We start from the raw sequence: 22081 nt of genomic DNA on the forward strand, positions 1-22081 counted from the left end.
TATGGAAGCACCGAATCTCGTCGACGCATTTCCGACGAACCACTAGTCCGCCTCGGTTCCCGCTGCGGCCTTGATGGCCTCAACCGTAAGCGGCTTATTGAGATAGCCATCAACCTGGAAGGGAAATTCGCATGGCATCTCACTGCAGGGTGTGTCCTCAGCCAAGCAAAGAATTCGTAGCTGGGGAAACCGTTCTTTCAGCCGTTGTACCTGAATACGCTCTGCCTCCGAGGTCAACAGACTGAACTCCGTCACCAAGACCTCCGGAGCGCGTTCCGGGGCAATCTGATCCAGACCGGCCAGGTTGACAGGGCTCACGATGTAGTAACCGAGCTTTTCCAAGGTTCTGCTGACTATCGCCTGACTGACTGCTTCCCTCACATAGATGAGTGCATTCCGCTGTCTCACGGCCGGTGGAGGGCTCGGGCTTACCGAGGTACACGGAAGGTCAAACCAGAAACGGCTTCCTCTCCCGAGCTCACTCTCGAATTCAATTCTTCCACCCATCACTTCCACAAGCTGCTTCGCAAGGGCCAATCCCAGTCCCATCCCTCCATATTTCCTTCGATAGGATCCATCTGCCTGGACAAAGGGCTGGAACAATCGATCTGCATCGGCCTTACCAATACCAATTCCTGTGTCAGTGACAGTAAACCGTATCCAGCTTGCCCCATCTGGAGATGTGGACTCCATACCCGTAGGTATCTGTGGAGTGAGACCGACCTGTAGTGAAATCTCACCTCGCTCCGTGAACTTGAGCGCGTTGTTGAGGAGCACAGACAGCAGACGACCTAGGCGCACCCGATCACCCCGGAGCCTGGCCGGAACGGTAGACGCGATGGCATGCCGAAGCAGGACGTGTTTCTCCTCAGCGCGTTCTCGGAACGGCGTCAGATAGTCCTGCACCATCCCGTGGATCTCAAACTCTTCGTGGCTCAGCGTCACGCGTCCCGACTCCAACTTGGAGAAATCCAAAATGTCGTTGACGATTTCCAGCAATGCTATGGCAGAGGCCTTGATCGTTTCCGCACAATCTCGCTGCTCCGGTGTCAGCTCTGTGTCGAGCAGCAAGTCATCCATCCCAATGATGCCGTTCATCGGTGTCCGGATCTCATGACTGATGGTGGCCAAGAATTCAGATTTCAATCGGGCTCCTTCCAATGCGGCGTCGCGAGCCTGAACCAGCTTCTCCTGGCTGTCACGCAACTCACGCATGGCGTGGCCGGCCCTCAACATGTACCGGACCCGATGGCTGAGCAACAGCCCATTGATCGGCTTGACGATAAAATCGGTCGCTCCGACATCGTAGGCCTGCGTAATCGATTGATAGTCCTCCAGCCCGGTCATCATGAGCACCGGTGTATGCGTTCCATCGGGCAACCGCCTCACCTCCGCACAGACGGCGAACCCATCCATCTCCGGCATCATGATATCCAGAAGTACCAGATCAGGATGATGGCGGACAAACGCCTCAACTCCGAGACGTCCGTTCTCTGCCTCTTCAACCAACCAGCCGGACTGTTCCAGCGCCTCGCGTGCAAGCATGCGGGCAATGGTATCATCGTCGACAATCAGAACTGTCGGTCGTCGTTCGGTGGTCATGCCGCAGCTTTTCCTTTGCTCACTTCACCTCGAAGCGCATCACAGGCCGCCACATAATGCTGACCCAGCCGTGCTATTACCTCATCGACATGCGTGAGATCTTGGCGCTCCCCCATCTGCTCCAATTCTCGGCAATCAGCGGAAACCGCCATGGCCCCAAGCTGAGCGCTGCTCGACTTCAGGCGATGCGCCGCAGCACGCAGCTCCGCCGCATTCTGTGACCGTGCGGCTGAACGTATTCGCTCCACAATGTCCGGGGATGTATCGAGATACGACGTCACGACACGCACGACAATATCAGGCTGTCCTGAACGTTGAAGTGCACGGATCCCCGCCAGCGCGGTTTGATCAATGATCGATCCGGCGGATGGCCCTCCCGGCTCTGAGACGCGACGATGATCCTCCTGCAAGTCACCTACCGTCTCCTTCCCGACGGAACCGGATGAAATCGCCTGCTGACCGGCATCACTCCCGGGCCAGTTGGGGAGCCAACGAGCCAGCATGTGCTCAAGCTGCACGAGGGTAAATGGTTTGCTAAGGTGGTCGTCCATACCGACAGAGAGACACTGCTCTCTGTCCCCCTGCATCGCATGCGCCGTCAATGCCACGATCGGCACACGACGGGGAATGTCGGGTTTCGCGTGTTGAGTTTCAGGTTGAAGGCTCGGATGCACCGGTCTTGGACTCGAAACATTGAATTCGGAACTCGAAACAGCTTCTGCCGCTTCCCGAGCTCTGATTAGTTTGGTCGCCGTCAATCCATCCATTTCCGGCATCTGACAATCCATAAAGACGAGTGCATAGTCGGTCTTGGCTATTGCCTCAAGAGCTTCTCGGCCATTTTCCGCCGTGTCGATGCGACAATTGAGTACTTCCAGCATGCCGCACGCCACTTCACGGTTCACGGGATTATCCTCCACCAGGAGAATACGAATCTCACCCGTCCTTAGAGGACGCTGATCACTGACGGTATCACCGCGCTTGGCAGGCACAGCGAACAATTCGGACGGCCTCTGAGTCGGCATAGCAGCGGGCGTACAGTAGACCGTGAATCGAAAACAGGTCCCTTCCCCCGGGCGACTCTGGAGCTCAATCGTCCCACCCATGAGGGTCACCAGTTGCTTGACAATGGCCAGGCCTAATCCTGTTCCACCGTACTTCCTTGTCGTCGACCCATCTGCCTGGGAGAAGGCATCGAAGATATTTGACTGCGCCTCAAGGGGAATCCCAATACCAGTATCGGCCACGCTGACGGACAATCCAGGTTGCCCTTCTCTTGTCCCAATCCACTCCGCACTGACGGTGACCGTACCCTGCTCAGTGAATTTCACCGCATTGCTGACCAGATTGACGATGATCTGCCTCAGCCTTGTCGGATCACCGATCAGGGCAGACGGGATGTGCGGGTCGATGCGACATGAGAGTCTCAGCCCTTTCTGTTCTGCAGTAGAGGAAGACACCGCAAGGGATTCCTCAAACGTCCGTCGCACCTCAAAAGGGATCGCCTCCAATTGTAATTTCCCCGCCTCGATTTTCGAGAAATCGAGAATGTCATTAATGATGGCAAGGAGCACGGATCCGGATCGATGAATCGATTGAGTCAACTGACGCTCTTTCTCATTGAGCGGATAGCGAAGCAACAGCTCCGCCAGGCCCAGCACGCCGTTCATCGGCGTCCGAATCTCGTGGCTCATGTTGGCAAGAAATTGGCTCTTTGCACGACTCGCCGCTTCAGCCGCATCCTTGGCTTGACGCAGGACCTCTTCAGCGGCTTTCCGGTCAGTTACATCGATGTGGATGCCGACCATGCGAGACGAGAGTGCTCCTTCATTTCTAATGATGGTCCCACGGGCAAGAATCCATCGATATGACCCATCTTTATGGCGAAGGCGATGCTCGTTCTCGAGTGCCCCCACTCGTCCATTGAGATAGGCCTCAATTGCACCGAGAGCACGCTCATGGTCGTCCGGATGAACTCGACATTCCCATTCCTGAAACGAATTGGCGAACTCATGATCCTCATATCCCAGCTGCCGCTTCCATTCAGGGGACAAATACACGTCATTGGAACTAAGATCCCAATCCCAAATCCCGATGTTTGTGCTCTGGACCGTCATCGTCAGGCGTCCTTCGCTCGTCCGTAGGGCCTGCTCAACCTTTTTCCGGTCAGCCGCCTCAAGGGCCAACGTGAGCGTGTTGGCCACCGACACGGCAAAATGTTGCTCCTCCAACGTCCAACATCGTATGGGACCAATGTGCTCGTAACAGATCACCCCCACCATCTGACCGCCGGAACGGATCGGCACATCAAGCATCGAGGTAATCCCCAGAGGCGCTAAATAGCTTGCGGTGAACTCCGCCGTCTTTAGATCGTGCTGCGCATCGTCCGCCACCACAGACTGTTCCGTCTCCAGCTCCCTGAAGTATCGTGGATAGGTCGTTGCGGCCAGGACAGTGCCTTGCGAGTATTCCTGGGTGGTGAATTGATAGAGCTTGGCACATTGAATCGTGGAACGATTCTCCGTAAAAAACCAAATGCTGACCCGCTCGACACACAGAAAGACGGCCGCCACTCGAGTGATGGTTTGAAAGGCCTGCTCAAGATTCCCATTATAAATTTCAGGACTTTCTGCCAATTCAGACAAACCGGTCTTAATGCGCCGAAGTAGGCCCTCAGTCTGTTGACGTTCCTGTTCAACCCGCTTCTGATGCGAAATGTCTCTGAGCACCAGAACCGCACCGATTGCCTTGCCCGTCAGCAGCAGAGGGCTCACGACCAGGGCAATAGGTACCAGTTCACCGTTCCTGGTCAACAGGACCCCATCATCCGTTCGATAGGGTTCACCGGACGCCAGTGAAGGAAAGGTCGAGTCGGTAATGAGACATTCGGATCGGTATTCTTCGGGGCCTGGTGAAATCATCCGATACACGGAACGACCCATGAGCGTGTGACTGGTTTCCCCGAACAAGAGTTCAGCCTGAGGATTGACCATCTGAATCTTCCACTCCGCATCCACGACGCAGAGTCCATCACCCAGTGATTGCAGGACCGTCCGGAGTGTGTTCCGCTCCTGTTCCAGTTGCGTTTCGCTGTTCTGCTTGAGCTGAGCATACAGCTCCTGCATTTCTGAGGAGGAAAGAGCCAGCGACCGCTCCAAGAGCGCATGGCCTTGGTCGGCTTCAAGATAACTCCGATCGATCCTCTTCAGCAGCTCCTCCCATACCACCGGAGATGGAGGATGCCCCTCATCAAGCCCCAAGCGTTTCAGTTGTCGGGCCAGTAAGGGATGCATAAGTATTCAGGCAGCCTCGCTCAACGTCGTCAAGGTCATCGTCTGGTTATGCAGATCACAGGTTCCTGTGGCATAGGGGGAAATCTCGCCGTAGGAATAAAATCCGATCTGCTGTGTCCCGGGAGGAAGCACATCCAACGTGGCCTCCGTTTCCTCCTCGGTCCGCTCCCCGAGAACCAGTCGCCTTCCGACACAGCTAATCGCAACCGCGAGGGTACTGGAACATCCGTTGGCCGACAGTTTCGTTGATGTGGCGGCCTCCGAAGCGCCTTGAACCAATCGGTCGAAATTTGCCTTCATGAGCTGAGCCAGCGTTCCTTCTTGAATGTCGCCCGCGAAGGTGAGCGACTGGTCCCGTTCATTCACGGCCAAAATGGTCCTAACCAGACTCTTGGGGTCCGATACGTTGGCGCGCAACGCCAACGGAAACAACAGACCGGTTGCAGGTAGCCCAGCGGCCCGCTCACCAAGATATCCCTTGTACAGTTCGAGTGCGGGCCGTCCATCAAGCTCATAGAGTACGTTGCCTTTTGATTTGGTCACCCGGCGCTCCGGCCCAAATCGATCCCAGCCTCCTTTTGATCCATGCCCAATTCGGATGTGGTCACCGTAGAACCCAACCGCTGTGACAAAACCGGCCTGAGGACGCCTGCCGTGCAACACCCACGTCCGACGAAAGCGATCTCCATCCCCAGCCAACCCTCCCGTGACAACCACCGATGATGAGACTTGAGAGTTGAGCCCCCGCACCAGCTCGCTCCCGTTCACCTGAAGCCCATCGGACAGGACAAAGATGCCCCTGAGTCGTGCATCGTTCAGCTGCCGCGCGATCTGCTGTCCGGCGGCAAACGAATCATCCGCTGACTGTACGGGAGCACTGGCCATCCGAATATCAGTGTGATTAAGTCTGACGAGCGCCGCACTCACACTCTCGTCGTAAATTTGTGTGCCCAGAATTTCCCCTGCCGTTGAGCAGCCAATGGCAAGCGAGTCAGGATAGTCGTGGAGCAATTCTTCGATTGGACCGGCATCATCGAGAAGGCTTGAGGATCCAAATAGCACTATGAGTGTGCGAGACGAATCAATCTTTGGTCGATGGCTGACTGACCAGCGCGTTTTCTGATCGAACCCAAGCGTATGGACTTCCATTTCATGGCCTCCTTTTGCGTCCTTCGCTACGCGGCAATTTGACCTACACCAGAATCGCGACCCGTCACCGAGTCGTCTAGTTCCTCTTCAGCAAACTGCACCGTAAACCAAAATTGCGACCCGGCTCCCGGTGCCGACTCCACCCCGATCGATCCCTGCATCATCTCGACGAGTCGTTTGGAGATCGCCAGACCGAGCCCCGTACCTCCGTGTTTCCTCGTCGAAGACCCATCGACTTGAGAGAACTCCTGAAAAAGCGCCGCTTGAGCCTCCGGCGAAATACCGATCCCACTATCCTGAACCGCTATCCGGAACGATCCTGCCGAGCCGTTGCTGCGCTGCAGCGTCACGGATATCGTGCCGGCATCAGTGAATTTGATGGCATTCCCGATCAAGTTCGTCAGGACCTGGCGGAATCGATAGACATCCCCCACGACGTGGGTCTGGAGTCCCTCCTCCGCTCTATAGGAAAGCGTGAGCCCTTTGGCGACAGCCCGCTCCAGAAATGATTCCACCATCTCCCTCATGACCGCAGCCAGGTCGAACGGATTACGCTCCAGCACGATCTTGCCGGCCTCAATCTTCGAAAAATCGAGGATGTCATTGATGATGTACAGGAGATCGCCACCTGAGCTGCGAATCTGGTCCACATAGCGCCGTTGCTTCTCGGTCAGTGGGGTATGCGAGAGTAGCTCCGCCATGCCCAGCACTCCATTCATCGGAGTCCTGATCTCATGACTCATGTTCGCTAGGAACTGAGATTTTGCTTTGCTTGCTGCCTCCGCTCGTTCTTTTTCCTGGTAGAGGTCACTCTGCACCGTTTCATTCACTCGCCAATAGACCAGGAGAGCTGCACATTCGGCTAAGATGAACCCACCGTGGATAAGGGCCCAGATCCAAGGATGGTGTTGAGCTTCAGAATGGTTGTACACCAGAGTCGGTGCGAGGGTTCCGATGAGCCCATGATCAACCACAACGGAGATGAGGGCCAGGAGAAAGGGCACCCAATCCTGGTACAAGACGATCACCGCCATCATCACAAAGAAGTGAAAATGGGATTCGATATACCCACCGGACAAATGGACCAACAGCGTCGAAGCCAATATCAACCCACCTGTCGCTAAGGCAGCACGGAACCGTGCACGCAGTGATGGAGTGAGGGCCAGAATGGCACAGACCGCCAACAGCCCCCCACCAGCGAGACCAAGCCAGACGTGTAAGCCGGTCATGAAGCTAAACAGCGGGACTCCCACAGCGTGACACCCTAAGAGCCAGACGATACCTCGGTGGCGTCTGCTCCACTCAACGGTCTCCAACGATTCGCCCCGTGGGAGGGCAGCCCAAAGTCGCTTGGTGTAACTCTCTGGAGTGCATGGTGTCACAGCCTGTCCCATCTCCCAACTTCCTGATACTGCAGACATTTCGACAAACCAATACGGTACTTTTTCGGTCTAAAGAACAGAAAACTTGATGGGATCTAGGAAGAGGACGTCTGGAGCAACACTCGGCTTGGCTACCTAGCGAGTGCTCTGAGGCCTAGCCCGTCAGCTTGAGCTGAGATCAAGGAGAGGCCAGCAGTTATATATAACTCGGAAGAAACGGAGGCGCTAAACCCAAGCTGGATTGAGACTCCCATTTGCATCTCGCCAATGTGGAGTCCACGCCAGGGCCACCAGCTTCACCGCAATGTTGGCCTTGGTCGGTTTCACGGAAATCGTGTCGAGCTTTTCATTCAGTGGGTCTGTGGCGGCAGCTAGAGCCTCGCTTTCTGACTTGAATTGTGTTTCAAGATCGGCTAGCTGCTGCTGGAGTGCCGCCACGTTTTCTTCGGCTGCTCCGACATCTTTTGACTCTTTCATGACTCGGCCGGCACTGCGAATGGCTGTCGTCGCCCGGCCAATGTTGGTGGCGCTGATGGTTTTGCGTCCCATAAAGGCCCCAAGGATCGAGGCCCCAACAGAGATCGCAGCCTGCATTTGACTGGAACGGGACTCGGCCTGTTGCTTTTCTTTCTGCAATTCAGCCCGTCTGATGCGATCCTGCAAGGTTGCAATCTTTGGGGCATACTTTTGGCGTAACGCGTCAGCGCTCTTATCGCGAGATTCACGCCCAGACTGCTGCAACCGCACGCGGAAATCCCGTTCGGACTCGCCGGGCTTTGAGACGTCTTTCGTACTGGGGCTTTTGTACAACTCGACCTTTTGCGTTCGAAAAAGCCAGCCGCCGAAGTCCTTGTTCCAATCCGTATAACTCTTGGCTTTCCCGGCACTGGCCGGAAGCACAAGAAACTGTGCGCCTTCCGCAGGCGCCTGTTCGAGATCAGCTATAGCCAGATCAGCCGCCGTCGCCTTATCCCAATCGACGGCGACAGGCCCATCCGCGATAGGTGCCAAGACGGTCATGTCTTGCGTGGCATCGATCCCACTTTTCGAATCCGAAAAGCGAATCTGGGAAGAGCCGAGCAACATCGGTACATACACTAATTCACTCCCATCTGGCTTGCTTCCACGCAACGGCACAAAATGCTGCGGCACATCCGGCGGGAGCATGGGACGTGATGCCAGTGCTGAGGACTGAGTGCTGCGTGCTGAGTGCGCGGCGACCCCGGACATTTCATGTTTCACGTTTAACGTTTCACGTCTTACTGGGTCCATCAGTTGTTTAATCTGCGTCCTCGTCAACGGACCCCGGAGGTAGGAGAGACACCAGCGCGTCTCGAACACGACCGGCTCGTCCTCATGCACATTGTTCATCAGGAAGATCCGATTCCCAAGCCCCGCCAATGTTTGCTCCATACGGCCTCGATCAAACTTCTTTCCCGCACTACTCGAAGCCCCTTCCAATCCTTCCAAGACGCGGGCCTTATCTCGTTCTGTCTGCAAGCGTCCGATGAACCAGGTTCCCGTGTTGGCCAAGCCCTTATAGTCGAGATCGACGGGATTCTGCGTAGCCAGGACCACTCCGAGCCCGAATGCCCGTGCCTGCTTGAGCAACGTCATCAATGGCAACTTGGAGGGGGGATTTGATACCGGCGGGAAATAGCCGAAGATCTCATCCATATAGAGCAGGGCGCGCAGGCTGGTTGTGCCCGACTGCGCTCGCATCCATCCGACCATTTGGCTCAGCAACAACGTGACGAAAAACATCCGCTCGGCGTCGTTCAGATGGGCGATGGAGAAAATAGCCAAGCGAGGCTTACCGGCTGGGGTATACATCATCGATTGAATATCAAGCGCCTCGCCTTCGAGCCAGGCCTGGAAGCCAGGCGCGGCCAGCAGATTATTCAGCTTCATGGCCAGGGCAAAGCGATCCTTGGACGGAAAAAAGGAGTCGACATCCATCACGCCGATCTTCGACAGCGGCGGTGCTTGAATGGCTTGGATCAAGGCCGCGAGATCGAGATCCTGTCCTTTCCTCCATGTCTGATCGAGGATCGTGGAGAGAAGAATGTGCTCACGGCTCTGGATAGGATCGGCTTCGATTCCGAGTAAGCCGAGCAGACTAGTCACAGTGGTACTGACCCGCTCGCGCAAGAGCTCCGCATCGTCAAGTACATCGGCAGAGGGTGCGGAGAAGGATTTTAGGATGGAGACCGGCAATCCCGCGGTACTGCCTGGTGTGTACATCACCACATCCGCTGCGTCTCGTAAACGTTGAATCCTGGCGCCATCCTGTTGCCAACTTGCAAGACCTTTGGCCCATAACTCCGCTTGCGCCTGGGCATACTCGGCAGGAGCCAATCCCTTCTTGCGCGCATCATCTTCGTTGATCCATGGCTGGAAGTCTTCGCCTTTTAGGCTGGGAAACGTCAGCATCAGGTTCCCCAAGTCACCCTTCGGGTCGATGATGATGGCCGGAATATTGTCGATCGCCGCCTCTTCGAGGAGAGCCAGACAAAGGCCGGTCTTTCCGCTGCCGGTCATGCCGACGCAAACCGCGTGTGTCACCAGATCTTTCGAGTCGTACAGGAGCCATCCTGGTTTGGCCTGCTTCGTGGCGAGATCGTACGGCCGTCCCATATAAAAGACACCGAGCTTTTCGAAGTCTTCTGACGTCGGCGTGGTTGTCCCTGCAGGGGTTATGGATTTCTTGGTTTCTTTTTCAGTCTTGGCTCCAACCTCTGTTTTCTTTGCCTTCGGCATACCACTGTCTCCCTTCGCTCGACAGTCACGATAAAAGTGGACCGTATTTTAGTGAGCTCGCAGATGCGCTGCAAGCAGAAGTGAGGCATGCGACTGGGAAAAGGATTGTGATTGGGCTTGGCTTGCGACGGGCGACTGTACCTTACGCAGACCTATCGCAGTACGAATCCACCTTCACCATTCCTTGAAAATGACAAACACCGCACCGACCATCATGCCGAAACCAACCAGATAGTTCCATTTCAGTGGCTCTTTGAGATAGAGCACCGAGAAGACACAAAACACGACAAGGGTAATAACCTCCTGAATCGTTTTCAGCTGCGCCGCTGTGAATTCATAGTGACCGATCCGATTGGCCGGCACTTGCAGACAGTACTCAAAAAACGCAATCCCCCAGCTCACCACGATCGCCATCCACAAGGGCGAGTCCTTATATTTCAAATGCCCATACCAGGCAAAGGTCATAAAGATATTGGAGATCGTCAGCAAGAGAATGGTCTGCATGGAAGATGTCCCTTATGCGGTAGTTAGTTGAGAACGTGAGACCTCTGGACCAAACATCCTGATAATCGACACCTCCATTGGCAATTATCATGATAATCGCCAACAATCCCGTCAGATTTCATGCCGAGCCTAATCTCCTTCGGCAACAAGAAGTTGTGAAGACGCCAAGTCCTTGCATTCAAAATGCCCATGCCGGGCATACGTCATGAAGGTGCTAGAGATGGTCAAGAGAGTAATGGTGTGCATGGGCCTTCTTGCTATTGATCAATCGAGGGAAATCACGTGTTCAGGCCTTCTTGAGCAATCCAGCTGACTCCGCTTTCGGAATGAGGAAGTTTACGAATGCAGAGCAGGAAACCAGCATGAACTTGGCTTCGTCGAATCCAACTTTGGCTTCTTCAAGGATCGCATGCCGAATTCCATCTTCGTCACTCGAATAGCCATACAGTTTCAAAAAGCCATCTTTCAGTGCCGGATGAAGTTCGGAAACACTGCCCAGCTTCTTGAGGGCTGCATCAAGTCCGCCACTCTCAACCCCAGAGATGCGTTTGGCAGCAGACTCTACAGCGCTTATGGCCTCCTTAGTCGAGTTGCGGTAATCAGCTTCCGGTCGCTTCCCAAGCAACTGAACAGAAGTCTGAAGATGTTCGACAACGCCACCAAGCCCAGCACGCTTGGCTGCCGCAACCGCATCTTCAATAGACTTCATTTCTATTTCGTTTGTAATCGGAGCCAATTGACCGTTAATGAATCTATAGCCAGATCGTTCGCGCGCGAGGACGTCGTTGGCAAGCTTCAGGATCTTGCTGGAAGTATCATATGTGTCAGAAATAAATTTGGCGTTTTGCGTGATAAATTCTAAGAGATTGTACACCTCATACCATTGAAGTGCTTGATACCGGTTCCGGAGCCACTCCTTCCCCCTCAAGGAAATACCTTTTGGCACACCATCAGTTGGAAACTTAAAGAAATACTCTGCAAGGTGCTTTAGAGAGTACTGCCAAGCGCCATCTGAGCCCTCAATATTGATAATGGTAAGAAGCAAGTTCCAAATACTTACCCGAAGTGCCTCATTCATCGAATCAATCTGAAGTGGTATTACGCTTGTAATGCCAAGTCTTTCAGAGAATTTCATTGTCTCAGCTCCTCGATCCAAGCACAGCAACAATACCAGCTGCGGCTATTGGCACCATCAGTCACCACTCCCCCTTGTCCCTTTCCTCTCAGCGGGAGTGAGGGAGATGGATCGTTCGAGGGTGATCATTAATGCTTTTCGAATAGATTCTTATGAGACTTGCTGCTCTGCCCAGCTACGAACAGCTGCGACAACTGTGCTCGCTTGCTCGCGATCCAACGGTTCAGTCGAAATAAAATCGTATCGCAGCTCGACTGCGAAGGGACCTAGCGTATCAATCCCGTCACGTAGTGGGGGACTCGGGAGATTGTTCTCGGTGAGCAGGTCTATGAGACGTTGCAGATCATGAGTTTTGCGCTGTTCGATGCAGTGCTTGATCAGCACAGCCTTGAGACACTTTTCGACGGCTTGCTGGGCGTGAAAGCCAACGACTTCGTCGTCTATTTCTGGATCGTCAGACAGCTTGCGGAACGCTCTGATGTCGCGATCAGCCAGCGCAAGAAAGCGGCGTGCAAGATCCTCAGGCCGCTTCATAGAGGACCTTGCCGTTTTTCAGAGCCCAGTACATAGCTGTTCCGGGGAGATGTCCCCAGTCAGAAATTTCTCCTTCTGAAACGACAAGCACGTCAACGGGAAACCCAATGGATCCGATTGCCTTTCGCAAACGGACCATCTCCGCACGCTTGGAGCCAACCTCATGTTCGATCACGAGCAAGTCCACATCGGATTCCGTAGTGGCCGTCCCATCTGCGAAGGAACCGAAGAGAATGACCTTCCTGGGACTGGCGGCACTCACGAGCCGTCGAACCGCTGTATCAATAGCCTCTTGAGCAGTCATCGTGGCTTGTTCCAAGCGAGCGGGGGTACTGACCAGTCAATTGGACACTCGTGTAACACCTGTCCGATGGTAGCACTCATCGCCAGCAAAGTCATGCCGGGTAAGGCAATCCGGTTTCACGGGTACGGACGCAGTTCGCCCCTTCGAGTGCCTCGGGGTCCCGAGCTGACATCGGGACAAGCTTGTGGGGCCTGTTCCCTTCATCACACGGTTGACGAATGGCGATTGACGCCTACAGCCCGGCCTCTTTCAACACCTGTCCTGTATAGGACCGCTTGGCCTTGGCAATCTCTTTTGGCGGGCCTTCAGCGACAATTTCGCCACCGCGGTCTCCGCCTTCTGGTCCAAGATCGATAATCCAATCGGCGTTTCTGATCATGTCCAGATTATGCTCGATCACCAGCACCGTGTTGCCTGCTTCAACCAATCGATCCAGCACATCAAGCAATCGTTGTACATCGGCGAAATGGAGGCCTGTGGTCGGCTCATCCAGGATGTACATCGTTCGGCCGGTCGCACGCTTCGAAAGTTCGCGTGAGAGCTTTACCCGCTGCGCTTCACCACCGGAAAGCGTCGTTGCGGACTGGCCGAGTTTCACATAGTGCAGACCGACATCATGAAGGGTCTGCAGCTTCGTTTTGATCAACGGAATGTGCTCAAAGAATTCCAACGCATCGTCCACCGTCATATTGAGGACATCGGCTATGCTCTTCCCCTTGTGATGAATCTCCAACGTCTCGCGGTTGTACCGTTGCCCCTTGCAGACCTCGCAGGTCACATAGACATCCGGCAGGAAGTGCATCTCGATCTTGATGAGCCCGTCTCCCTGACAGGCCTCACAGCGTCCACCCTTCACATTGAAACTGTAGCGTCCTGGCTTGTAGCCACGGACTCGTGACTCCGGAAGGTTGGAATAGAGATCGCGGATGTACCCGAACAGGCCTGTATAGGTTGCGGGATTAGACCGCGGTGTGCGGCCGATCGGCGATTGATCGATGTCGATCACTTTATCGAGGGCATCGACTCCTCGCAGGTCCTTGCACCCATCGATCTTTGGCTTTTTGTGGTAGAGGAGTTGCGAGAGGGAATGAAACAGCACCTCCAGCACGAGTGTACTCTTGCCTGATCCAGAGACTCCGGTCACACAGGTGAAGAGCCCCAGAGGGATCTTTGCCGTCACATTTTTGAGGTTATGCTTCTGTGCCCCTATGACCGATAACATCCCCTTGGGCTTCCGCTGCCGTTGAGGCACAGACACCATCTGCGTCCCGCGCAGGTATTGACCCGTCAATGAATTGGAATCGCTCATAATTTGCTGGGGCGTTCCCTGCGCGATCACATGGCCCCCATGCGAGCCGGCGCCAGGCCCCATATCGAGGACATGATCAGCAGCCATCATCGTTTCGGTGTCATGCTCCACGACCACAACGGTATTCCCGAGGTCGCGCAACCTGAGTAACGTCTGCAGCAACCGGCGGTTGTCTCGCTGGTGCAACCCGATGGATGGTTCATCCAGGATATACAACACGCCGACCAGACCGGACCCTATCTGCGTCGCCAACCGGATGCGCTGCCCCTCACCACCGGACAGGGTCGCTGCTGCTCGGTCCAACGTCAGATAGTCCAATCCCACGTTCACCAAGAATCCTAACCGTTCCCGAATCTCCTTCAGAATTCGATGCGCGATGACTAGCTCCCGATCAGTAAACTTGAGCGACAAGAAAAAATCAGCCGCCGCACGAACGGATAGCCTGGTCACCTCGGCAATCGACTTCTTGGCGAGCTGGATGGACAAGCTTTCCGGTCTCAGCCTCGCACCATCGCAGGTCTCGCACGGCTCAAGCAGCGTGAAATCTTCCTCCTCTTCGTTTCCCGGGGAAACGGCATAACCGATCCCGTCACAGGCAGGGCATGCGCCATGCGGGCTATTGAAGGAAAAGACGCGTGGCGTGACCTCCGGATAACTCACCCCGCACTTGATGCAAGCCAACCGGTCGCTGTAGAGCCTGGTTTGACCATTCTCGGTCAATACACCGACCAGCCCACCGGTCAGTTTGACCGATGTTTCAACAGAATCCGCCAAGCGGCGCATCAACGCATCCCCCGGCTTCATCACCAATCGATCGACTATGATTTCAATCGTGTGTTTTTTCTGCTTGTCGAGCGAGATGTCCTCGCCGAGATCCACGATCTTTTCGTCGATCCTGGCGCGCACGTACCCGGCCTTGCGCATCTCCAACAATTCTTTCCGATACTCACCCTTCCGCCCTCGAACAATCGGCGCCAGGATCTGGAATTTCATGCCTTCCGGCTGCGCGGCAATGGCATCGACCATTTGCTGGACGGTTTGCGCCGTGATTTCCTCACCACATTGAAAGCAGTAGGGTCGCCCCACACGGGCGAAAAGGAGACGGAGATAATCATAGATCTCTGTAACAGTCCCGACGGTGGAACGGGGATTGTGGCTCGTGCTTTTCTGCTCGATGGAAATTGCGGGAGACAGGCCTTCGATCGAATCGACGTCCGGCTTGCCCATCTGTTCCAGAAACTGCCTGGCATAGGCGGAAAGCGATTCGACATAACGCCGCTGGCCTTCGGCATAAATCGTATCGAAGGCAAGCGACGACTTACCCGATCCGCTCAAGCCGGTGATGACCACCAGCTTGTCCCGTGGAATCTCGACGTCGATGTTCTTGAGATTGTGTTCCCGCGCACCCTTGATGATGATGGAATTGCCCATAAGGGCAGGGATTATAGCACCTCTGTTTTGCCAGGTGACACTTTGCCTGACCCGGCGGGCACGGCCCACTTCAGTTTTGTGGATTTTCACCGATACATGAAGGCCGGTCCAATCTCCCCCACGCACCAGTACCCTCTGGACACCATGCTTGATGCGTTAGGTCTCTTCAAACGGAATATCAATCAGCTGTTTGGAATATGCGTCGACATCATGAATACCGGACGCTCGCTCCAGTTGCTGTCGTCATCCATGCAGATTCTGGCCATTAATGGCGTCGCCCAAGCCGCGAAAGTCGGAGGCGGCAAAGGCCGCCCCATCTTGGCGCTCGTTGAGATTCTCAATCACACGCCTAGGGAGATTAAGCCCGAGGTGGAAGCCATCGAACAGGTCTGCGCTGAACTCGCTCGACTCACCGCCCACAGCTCGAATATCGTATGGCGATACTACCAGCTGATCGCCAGTGTGCTGGCGGCGATGCCTCAGGACGGCCAGTCGTCTTGTCTTGCGGACCGGCACCTGTCTTCTCATCTGCGCTTCACAACCCCAGAAGACATCACCCGGTTGATGACGGATCCATCGTTCCAGTTGGGTGAACCGCTGGAACGGGACAACCGAGGTTCCATCGCGGCGATTTGCCAGACGAACCTGACTGAACTGCATACACGATTGAGCGAAGCCTTGCGCTGTCTCAATGAAACACGCCGTGCGTTGCACGGCCTGAAGATGATCGGCCTCACCGCCCGCTATCTGGCCTTCTGCATCGCCTCCGAAGCCGCTGCACTGGGAGAGGCCGGCATGAACTTCAAGACACTCGCGGCAGAGATCGGTCATGTGGTGGACGAACTGGACGCCAGAATGCGTGCCATGAAGAGCTCGATCGACAGTGGGCAGAGCTTGGTGGAGTTGCTGCTGAAAGGGAATAGTGATGCAAAGTAAAACGCTCTTCAATGAACACGGTCATCAATGGATCGTGATCGGTCGCGACCCTCACAAGGACGCTCACGTCATCGATACAAATGAGTACGTCATCATCAGTCGCGGGCAAGCCATGTTACTGGATCCCGGTGGCATCCAAATATTTCCCCAAGTCCTCGCCGAACTGGCCAAATATGTGCGCGTCCAGGATATCCGCGTCATCTTTGCCAGCCATCAAGACCCGGATATTTCGTCGTCGCTTGCCATGTGGCTCGATCTCAACCCGGACATCAAGACCTACTGTTCGTGGCTCTGGACCGGCTTTATCAGTCATTTCAGCACCGGCACCGCCATTGAACTCACCGCGATTCCCGACGAGGGTATGCGCATCAAAATCGGTGATCTTGGCGTGGAAGTCGAAGCCGTCCCCGCGCATTACTGCCACTCCTCAGGAAACTTTTCGCTCTACGACCCTCTCGCCGGCATCTTATTTTCCGGCGACATCGGATCCGCCTTGGTCCCCAGCCATGAAGCCAGCTTAATCGTGACGGACTTCGATCACCATATCCAATATATGAGAGGGTTCCATCTCAGATGGATGCCTTCGACCACCGCCTTACGGAGCTGGACTCAGCGGATTCGCGCACTAAAGCCCAGGATGATCTGCCCACAACACGGCTCCGTCTTTCAGGGCGAGATGGTCACCAGATTGCTCGACTGGCTCGACAGTCTTGAAGTGGGGCAATGGACAGGCTCGACCCCGACCCACGATATTCCGAAGGCAGCGTAAAACCTACTCGGCTCACACAACTTCTCCCGGTACCCCAGGGACAGTCAGGAACCAACATGTTTGACTCGACACGATGAGTGTTTGGATCCCCCTTGCTGCCATCTCACCTTGACAAAGCTTAAAACCGGGTGCTACCACCGTGATATGGTGGGAGCCGAGCGTCATTCTATGACTCAAGACCCGCAAACTCCGGCGAAGGTGGTATCAACCTGGTCGGGCCAGGCCCGAGAGGATGCCGTTCAGAGGATGTTCACATCCATTGCCGGAGCCTACGACCTGAACAACACGCTGTTGAGTTTCGGGCTCCATTATTATTGGAAGAAGATCACCGCCTCCTTCATTACGCCGGTCGGCCGGGGAACCGCCCTTGATGTCGGATCAGGCACGGCTGACCTCGCACTCCTGATTGAGTCCCGCATGGGACCGAAGGGTCGAGTGATCGCCTCAGACCTGAACCATGCCATGCTCGCTGAAGGCCTCAAGAAGATCAGCGACAAAGGCCTCAGCGACAAAATCACCTGCCTGCAAGCCAGCGCGGAACATCTTGGATTCGGTGACAATACCTTCGATGCGGTCACCACAGGGTTCTGCATGCGAAACGTCGGGGATCTACCGCAAGCCGTTCGGGAAATTCGCCGGGTGATGAAGCCCGGCGGCCGGTTTGTGTGCCTGGAGTTCTCCCGCCCGGTCTTCGGCTGGTTGAGAACGCTGTACGACTGGTATTCTTTCAAGCTCTTGCCTTTCATCGGCACGATCGTCGCCCGCGACCGTACCGGCGTCTATGAATACCTTCCTGCCTCGATCCGGACGTTTCCCGATCAAGAACGGTTGTGCCAGATCCTCCGTGATGCAGGATTTCGTCAGGTGTCGTACAAGAACCTCAGCGGCGGTATCGTCGCTATTCATATCGCCACCAAGTGAAGAGCAGATGGCGTATGGCCGATGGTACCAACCAGAAACGTTCCATCGTTTTCCTGCCATACGCCACTAGCCATTAGCTATCGGCTCTACTATGAACTCTGTTTTATATATCTTCCTTCCCTGCAAGAAGGTCTATCCGATCGGAATCACCTACCTGGCGGACTTCATTCATCGACGAAAACCGGAGGTTCGCCAGCGCATCCTCGATCTGTCGCTGTTTCCGGTCAACCGGCGCAGCCAGGCCATTCGTGACGCCGCGACGGAGTTCAAACCGGACCTGGTCTGCTTTTCATGGCGCGATATCCAAATTTTCTCGCCACACGAAGGGGATTCCTCGCTGGAACATGCGTTCAACTTCTATTTCGCGAGCAACCCGCTCAAGCGGATCGCCGCCTCATTTGCGGGGGTGAAGCAACTCTATCGGTACTATAGTCATATCTATACGATCCTGTCCTATCCGGCATTGATCCGAAAAGAATTCCCTAAAGCTCAGATCATGATCGGAGGCGGAGCGTTCACCGCGTTCGCTGATCAACTCATCGAAAAGCTTCCGGAAGGTACGATCGGCATCCTGGGCGAAGGGGAGGACGCAATCCTCAAGCTGCTCGAAGGCCGTTCGATCGACGACGAGCGCTACATCATCAAAGAAGGGGGCCGGGTCCGAAAAGGTTCCCATGGTTCGCCTCCGCTGCTCGATGCCCCGGCCGTTGACCTCCCCTATTTGACCTCTATTTTTCCTCAGTGGCAGGAGTACCAGGGCGAATCGATCGGGGTCCAGTCGAAACGAGGCTGTCCCTATGACTGTGCTTTCTGCCTGTATCCCTACATTGAGGGCAAGCGCGTGCGGTATCGGCCACCGGACATGGTCGTGAAAGATATCTCCCAGCATTATCATCAGTGGGGAACCCGCCGTTTTTGGTTTACTGATGCCCAATTTATTACGGGGAAGGAAGCCTATCCGCAGTGTACGGAAATCATGGAGCGCATCATCAGCGAGAAGCTGGAGATCGAGTGGTCCGGCTATATCCGCACCTCCTTGATCACACCGGACTTCGCCAAGCTGATGGTTCGCTCTGGCGTCGGCGACTTGGAAGTTGCTATCACCTCCGGCTCGCAGGAAGTACTCAACAATCTCCACATGGGGTTTAAGCTGGAGCGACTCTATGACGGGTGTCGCTACCTGGCGGAGGCTGGCTTCAAGGGTAAGGTGATCCTCAACTATTCATTGAATAGCCCCAAAGAAACGGAGGAAACCCTCCTTCAAAGCGTCGAGTCGTACAAAGTGGTGGCATCGATCCTCGGCGAAGAACGAGTCTTCCCTTTGATGTTTTTCTTGGGCATCCAGCCCAATACCGATCTTGAACAACGTCTGTTGGAAGAGGGCTATCTGTCAGCCGGCTACAACCCCTTGATGCTGACGCCGACCAGTATCCGGAAACTCCTCTATAACCCTGCACCATTGAATTCATTTATTGCCAAAGCATGCCTTCGTGCCTGGGAACGAAAACAGGGGAGCCGAGACCCACGCAAATGGACAGGCTCCCTCTCCCAGACGACCGACCAATCGAATGTGTATGCCGACAAAAACTTGAGCAAAGGGATTGAAGGGAACTCCGGACGAGATGCCCTTCTCTCCCTTGAAGAGATCCTTCGCTCCCGCCGACCTGTTTCAGCTCCCTCCCAGACAACTGATCCGCGAGCAAGTTCCATCGGTTAGCTTCGTCATTGGTCATGAGTCAATGATCACTAAGCAGGCTGACCGCCTTGCTTGCCGATGACTAATGACAAGTGACTATTGACTACTCCGCGTCTTGCAATCCAGTTTAAGCCGATGCTATCATTCCGCTTCTCTGGAGGCTGGGACAGCGCTTCAAGCATCTGTTTTTTCAGACCATTACGTCCCTAGAACCTCTGTACAACTTGCGCCTTAAGGAGGCGCCTCAATGTATAAGACGATCTATATTCCGGTCGATAACTCCGACCATTCAAATACAGCAGTGGATGTCGGTGTCCATCTGGCAAAAACCTTCGGCTCCAAGATTGTGGGAAGCCATGTTTATGCCGCGAAGATGCACGACAAGCGTTTCAAACAGATGGAAGCCGGCTTGCCGGAAGAATACCACGATGAAACGGAGCTCGACCGCCAGCGCCAGATTCATGACTCGCTGATCACGCGGGGTCTCCAAATCATCACCGATTCCTATCTCGACTACGTCGACAAGAAGTGTAATGAAGCCAATCTGCCGATTGAGCGGCGATCGCTCGAGGGACGGAACTGGAAGGTCTTGTCAGAAGATATCAATACCAACGGCTACGACCTCGTCATCATGGGTGCCTTAGGCGTCGGAGCCGTCAAGGACAGCGTCATCGGGAGTAACACCGAACGCGTCGTTCGTCGTGTCCGTAACTCCGATATGCTGATCATCAAGAACACCCAGCCGATCACGGGCGGCAAGATTGTCGTGGCGGTTGACGGGAGTCCCTATTCGTTCGGGGGATTGATGACCGGTCTCGCGATCGGAAAAGCCCTCAACATCCCGGTTGAGGCGATTTCGGCCTTCGATCCTTACTTCCACTATGCCGCCTTCCATAGCATTTCCGGTGTGCTCAACGAAGAAGCCGGTAAGGTCTTCCGATTCAAGGAGCAAGAAAAGCTACACGAGGAGATTATCGACAGCGGCTTGGCAAAGATCTACCAATCACATCTGGACATCTCCCGCGAAATTGCGCAGGCCGAACAGACCGACCTCAAGACCACGCTTCTCGACGGCAAAGCATTTGAAAAAATTATTCAGTACGTCCGCAAGGACGTCCCGGCCTTGCTGATCGTCGGGCGTATCGGTGTCCATAGCGACGAAGATATGGACGTCGGCAGCAACACCGAGAACCTGTTGCGGAGTGCACCCTGTAACGTGCTCATTTCCAATCGTAAATATGTTCCCCCGATCGATACGCAAGCCGAATACACCATCGCCTGGACGGAAGAAGCGTTGCGACGGATGGAAAAGATTCCTATCTTTGCGCGTGGCGTGGCAAAAACAGCCATTCATCGGTATGCCATTGAAAAGGGACACACGATTATCAGCAACACGGTAGTCGATGCTGCGGTGGGACACATTCTTCCAAAAGGCGCCATGGACGCCATGCGGGCGCTTGGCGGAAGCTTGGATGCGGCAGGGGTTGATCGCGACAGGATGCAGGCCGACCAAGCCGTAACTCAAGATCTCATGGGACCGACTTTAAGCGGGATCATGACGCAGATCGTGGAAGAGAAGCCCAAGGAAATCAGCGCATCGACGCAGGCTTACCTTGACCGAATGGCACAGACCTATTTCGTGTGTGACGGATGCGGGTACATCGGGAAAGGTGATACGCCCGTTAAGTGCCCCGTGTGCAGTGCCGATGGGACCAAATTCAAGCAGGTTGATAAGAAGATTTTTGAAGTGGCTGCGACTGCGGAAGGTGAGTTGGAAACCGACGTGGCCTACGACGATGTGCCGATGCAGTGGACCAAGGATGCGAAAGAGGCCATCCGTGCCGTCCCAGCCGGCTTCCAGCGGAGACGGGCCAAGGCAAGAATTGAAAAAACGGCTCGAAAATTGGGGATGACGACCATCACACTCGAATACGCGGCTCCGATGATCAAAGAAGCCGCATCTGAAGACTACACACCGATTTTCTCCAATAAAGGCACCGGTACTGCCCCGGCAGCGGAAGGGATGCTGACCGCAGCCAATGGGAATGGGACGAACGGTCATGCTGAAAGCACATCCCCTTATACCTGGACGAGCGACGCACAGGCCCGATTAGATCGAGCTCCGGAAGGCTTCATGCGCGATTGTACCAAGGCCCTGATTCTCAAACATGCCGAGAAAATCGGTGCGACCGTGATCACGCTCGAGGTTGCGAACGAAGGCATTGAACAAGCAAAAGGCTATATGGCAGAAGCAATGAAGACCGGCAACCTCAAAGACATGATCGCCGACCTGACCGGCAAGGGAAGTGCCTAGTGCTGGGTGCTGAGTCCTGAGCGTAGCGGACGTCGGCCAAGC

Annotated in this window: 15 protein-coding genes; 5 read left to right on the forward strand and 10 right to left on the reverse strand. The window is 54.9% G+C overall.

Annotated elements, in window-relative coordinates:
- Positions 1 to 42: 42 nt before the first annotated feature.
- From ACMTNU_RS03630 to uvrA, 10 genes are all read right to left on the reverse strand, one after another.
- Positions 43 to 1602, reverse strand: coding sequence for a response regulator (locus ACMTNU_RS03630; RefSeq protein WP_413933831.1), 1560 nt, complete (start codon positions 1600 to 1602; stop codon positions 43 to 45).
- Positions 1599 to 4895: an ATP-binding protein gene (locus ACMTNU_RS03635; RefSeq protein ID WP_413933832.1), complete on the reverse strand. Its 3297-nt coding sequence runs from the start codon at positions 4893 to 4895 to the stop codon at positions 1599 to 1601. The genes ACMTNU_RS03630 and ACMTNU_RS03635 overlap by 4 nt, the downstream gene beginning before the upstream one ends.
- Positions 4896 to 4901: 6 nt before the next feature.
- A complete protein-coding gene (locus ACMTNU_RS03640) occupies positions 4902 to 6044 on the reverse strand; it encodes an FIST signal transduction protein (protein ID WP_413933833.1) in 1143 nt (380 codons plus the stop codon).
- A 26-nt stretch (positions 6045 to 6070) separates the two neighbouring features.
- Positions 6071 to 7438, reverse strand: coding sequence for an ATP-binding protein (locus ACMTNU_RS03645; protein ID WP_413933834.1), 1368 nt, complete (start codon positions 7436 to 7438; stop codon positions 6071 to 6073).
- A gap of 213 nt (positions 7439 to 7651) precedes the next feature.
- Complete coding sequence (locus tag ACMTNU_RS03650; RefSeq protein ID WP_413933835.1) at positions 7652 to 10186, reverse strand: ATP-binding protein; 2535 nt, start codon at positions 10184 to 10186, stop codon at positions 7652 to 7654.
- Positions 10187 to 10360: 174 nt separating this feature from the next.
- Positions 10361 to 10690: a DMT family protein gene (locus ACMTNU_RS03655; protein WP_413933836.1), complete on the reverse strand. Its 330-nt coding sequence runs from the start codon at positions 10688 to 10690 to the stop codon at positions 10361 to 10363.
- 286 nt (positions 10691 to 10976) lie between these two features.
- Entirely contained in the window at positions 10977 to 11825 is an 849-nt protein-coding gene (locus ACMTNU_RS03660; RefSeq protein WP_413933837.1) for an AbiJ-NTD4 domain-containing protein, read from the reverse strand.
- Between the two features lie 150 nt (positions 11826 to 11975).
- Positions 11976 to 12359: a HEPN domain-containing protein gene (locus ACMTNU_RS03665; protein ID WP_413933838.1), complete on the reverse strand. Its 384-nt coding sequence runs from the start codon at positions 12357 to 12359 to the stop codon at positions 11976 to 11978.
- Complete coding sequence (locus ACMTNU_RS03670; protein WP_413933839.1) at positions 12346 to 12663, reverse strand: nucleotidyltransferase domain-containing protein; 318 nt, start codon at positions 12661 to 12663, stop codon at positions 12346 to 12348. Before ACMTNU_RS03670 ends, ACMTNU_RS03665 begins: the two co-directional genes overlap by 14 nt.
- Positions 12664 to 12895: 232 nt before the next feature.
- Positions 12896 to 15403 (reverse strand): excinuclease ABC subunit UvrA, encoded by a 2508-nt coding sequence (gene uvrA / locus ACMTNU_RS03675; RefSeq protein ID WP_413933840.1) that lies wholly within the window; start codon positions 15401 to 15403, stop codon positions 12896 to 12898.
- A gap of 42 nt (positions 15404 to 15445) precedes the next feature.
- Here uvrA and ACMTNU_RS03680 point away from each other — a divergent pair, with 42 nt between their 5' ends.
- The 5 genes from ACMTNU_RS03680 (at position 15446) to ACMTNU_RS03700 (ending at position 22039) form a co-directional block, all read left to right on the forward strand.
- Positions 15446 to 16339, forward strand: coding sequence for a hypothetical protein (locus ACMTNU_RS03680; protein WP_413933841.1), 894 nt, complete (start codon positions 15446 to 15448; stop codon positions 16337 to 16339).
- Positions 16329 to 17108, forward strand: a complete 780-nt coding sequence (locus ACMTNU_RS03685; protein WP_413933842.1) for an MBL fold metallo-hydrolase — start codon at positions 16329 to 16331, stop codon at positions 17106 to 17108. Before ACMTNU_RS03680 ends, ACMTNU_RS03685 begins: the two co-directional genes overlap by 11 nt.
- A 168-nt stretch (positions 17109 to 17276) precedes the next feature.
- Complete coding sequence (locus ACMTNU_RS03690; RefSeq protein ID WP_413933843.1) at positions 17277 to 18029, forward strand: class I SAM-dependent methyltransferase; 753 nt, start codon at positions 17277 to 17279, stop codon at positions 18027 to 18029.
- Positions 18030 to 18120: 91 nt separating this feature from the next.
- Positions 18121 to 19746, forward strand: a complete 1626-nt coding sequence (locus ACMTNU_RS03695) for a B12-binding domain-containing radical SAM protein (protein ID WP_413933844.1) — start codon at positions 18121 to 18123, stop codon at positions 19744 to 19746.
- 226 nt (positions 19747 to 19972) lie between these two features.
- The gene (locus ACMTNU_RS03700; RefSeq protein WP_413933845.1) at positions 19973 to 22039 is read left to right on the forward strand and encodes a universal stress protein; all 2067 of its coding nucleotides are present in this window, start codon (positions 19973 to 19975) and stop codon (positions 22037 to 22039) included.
- The last annotated feature ends 42 nt before the right edge of the window (positions 22040 to 22081 follow it).

Origin of the sequence: Nitrospira sp. BLG_1 (genome assembly GCF_047338595.1) — a bacterium.
Taxonomy (GTDB): Bacteria; Nitrospirota; Nitrospiria; order Nitrospirales; family Nitrospiraceae; genus Nitrospira_D.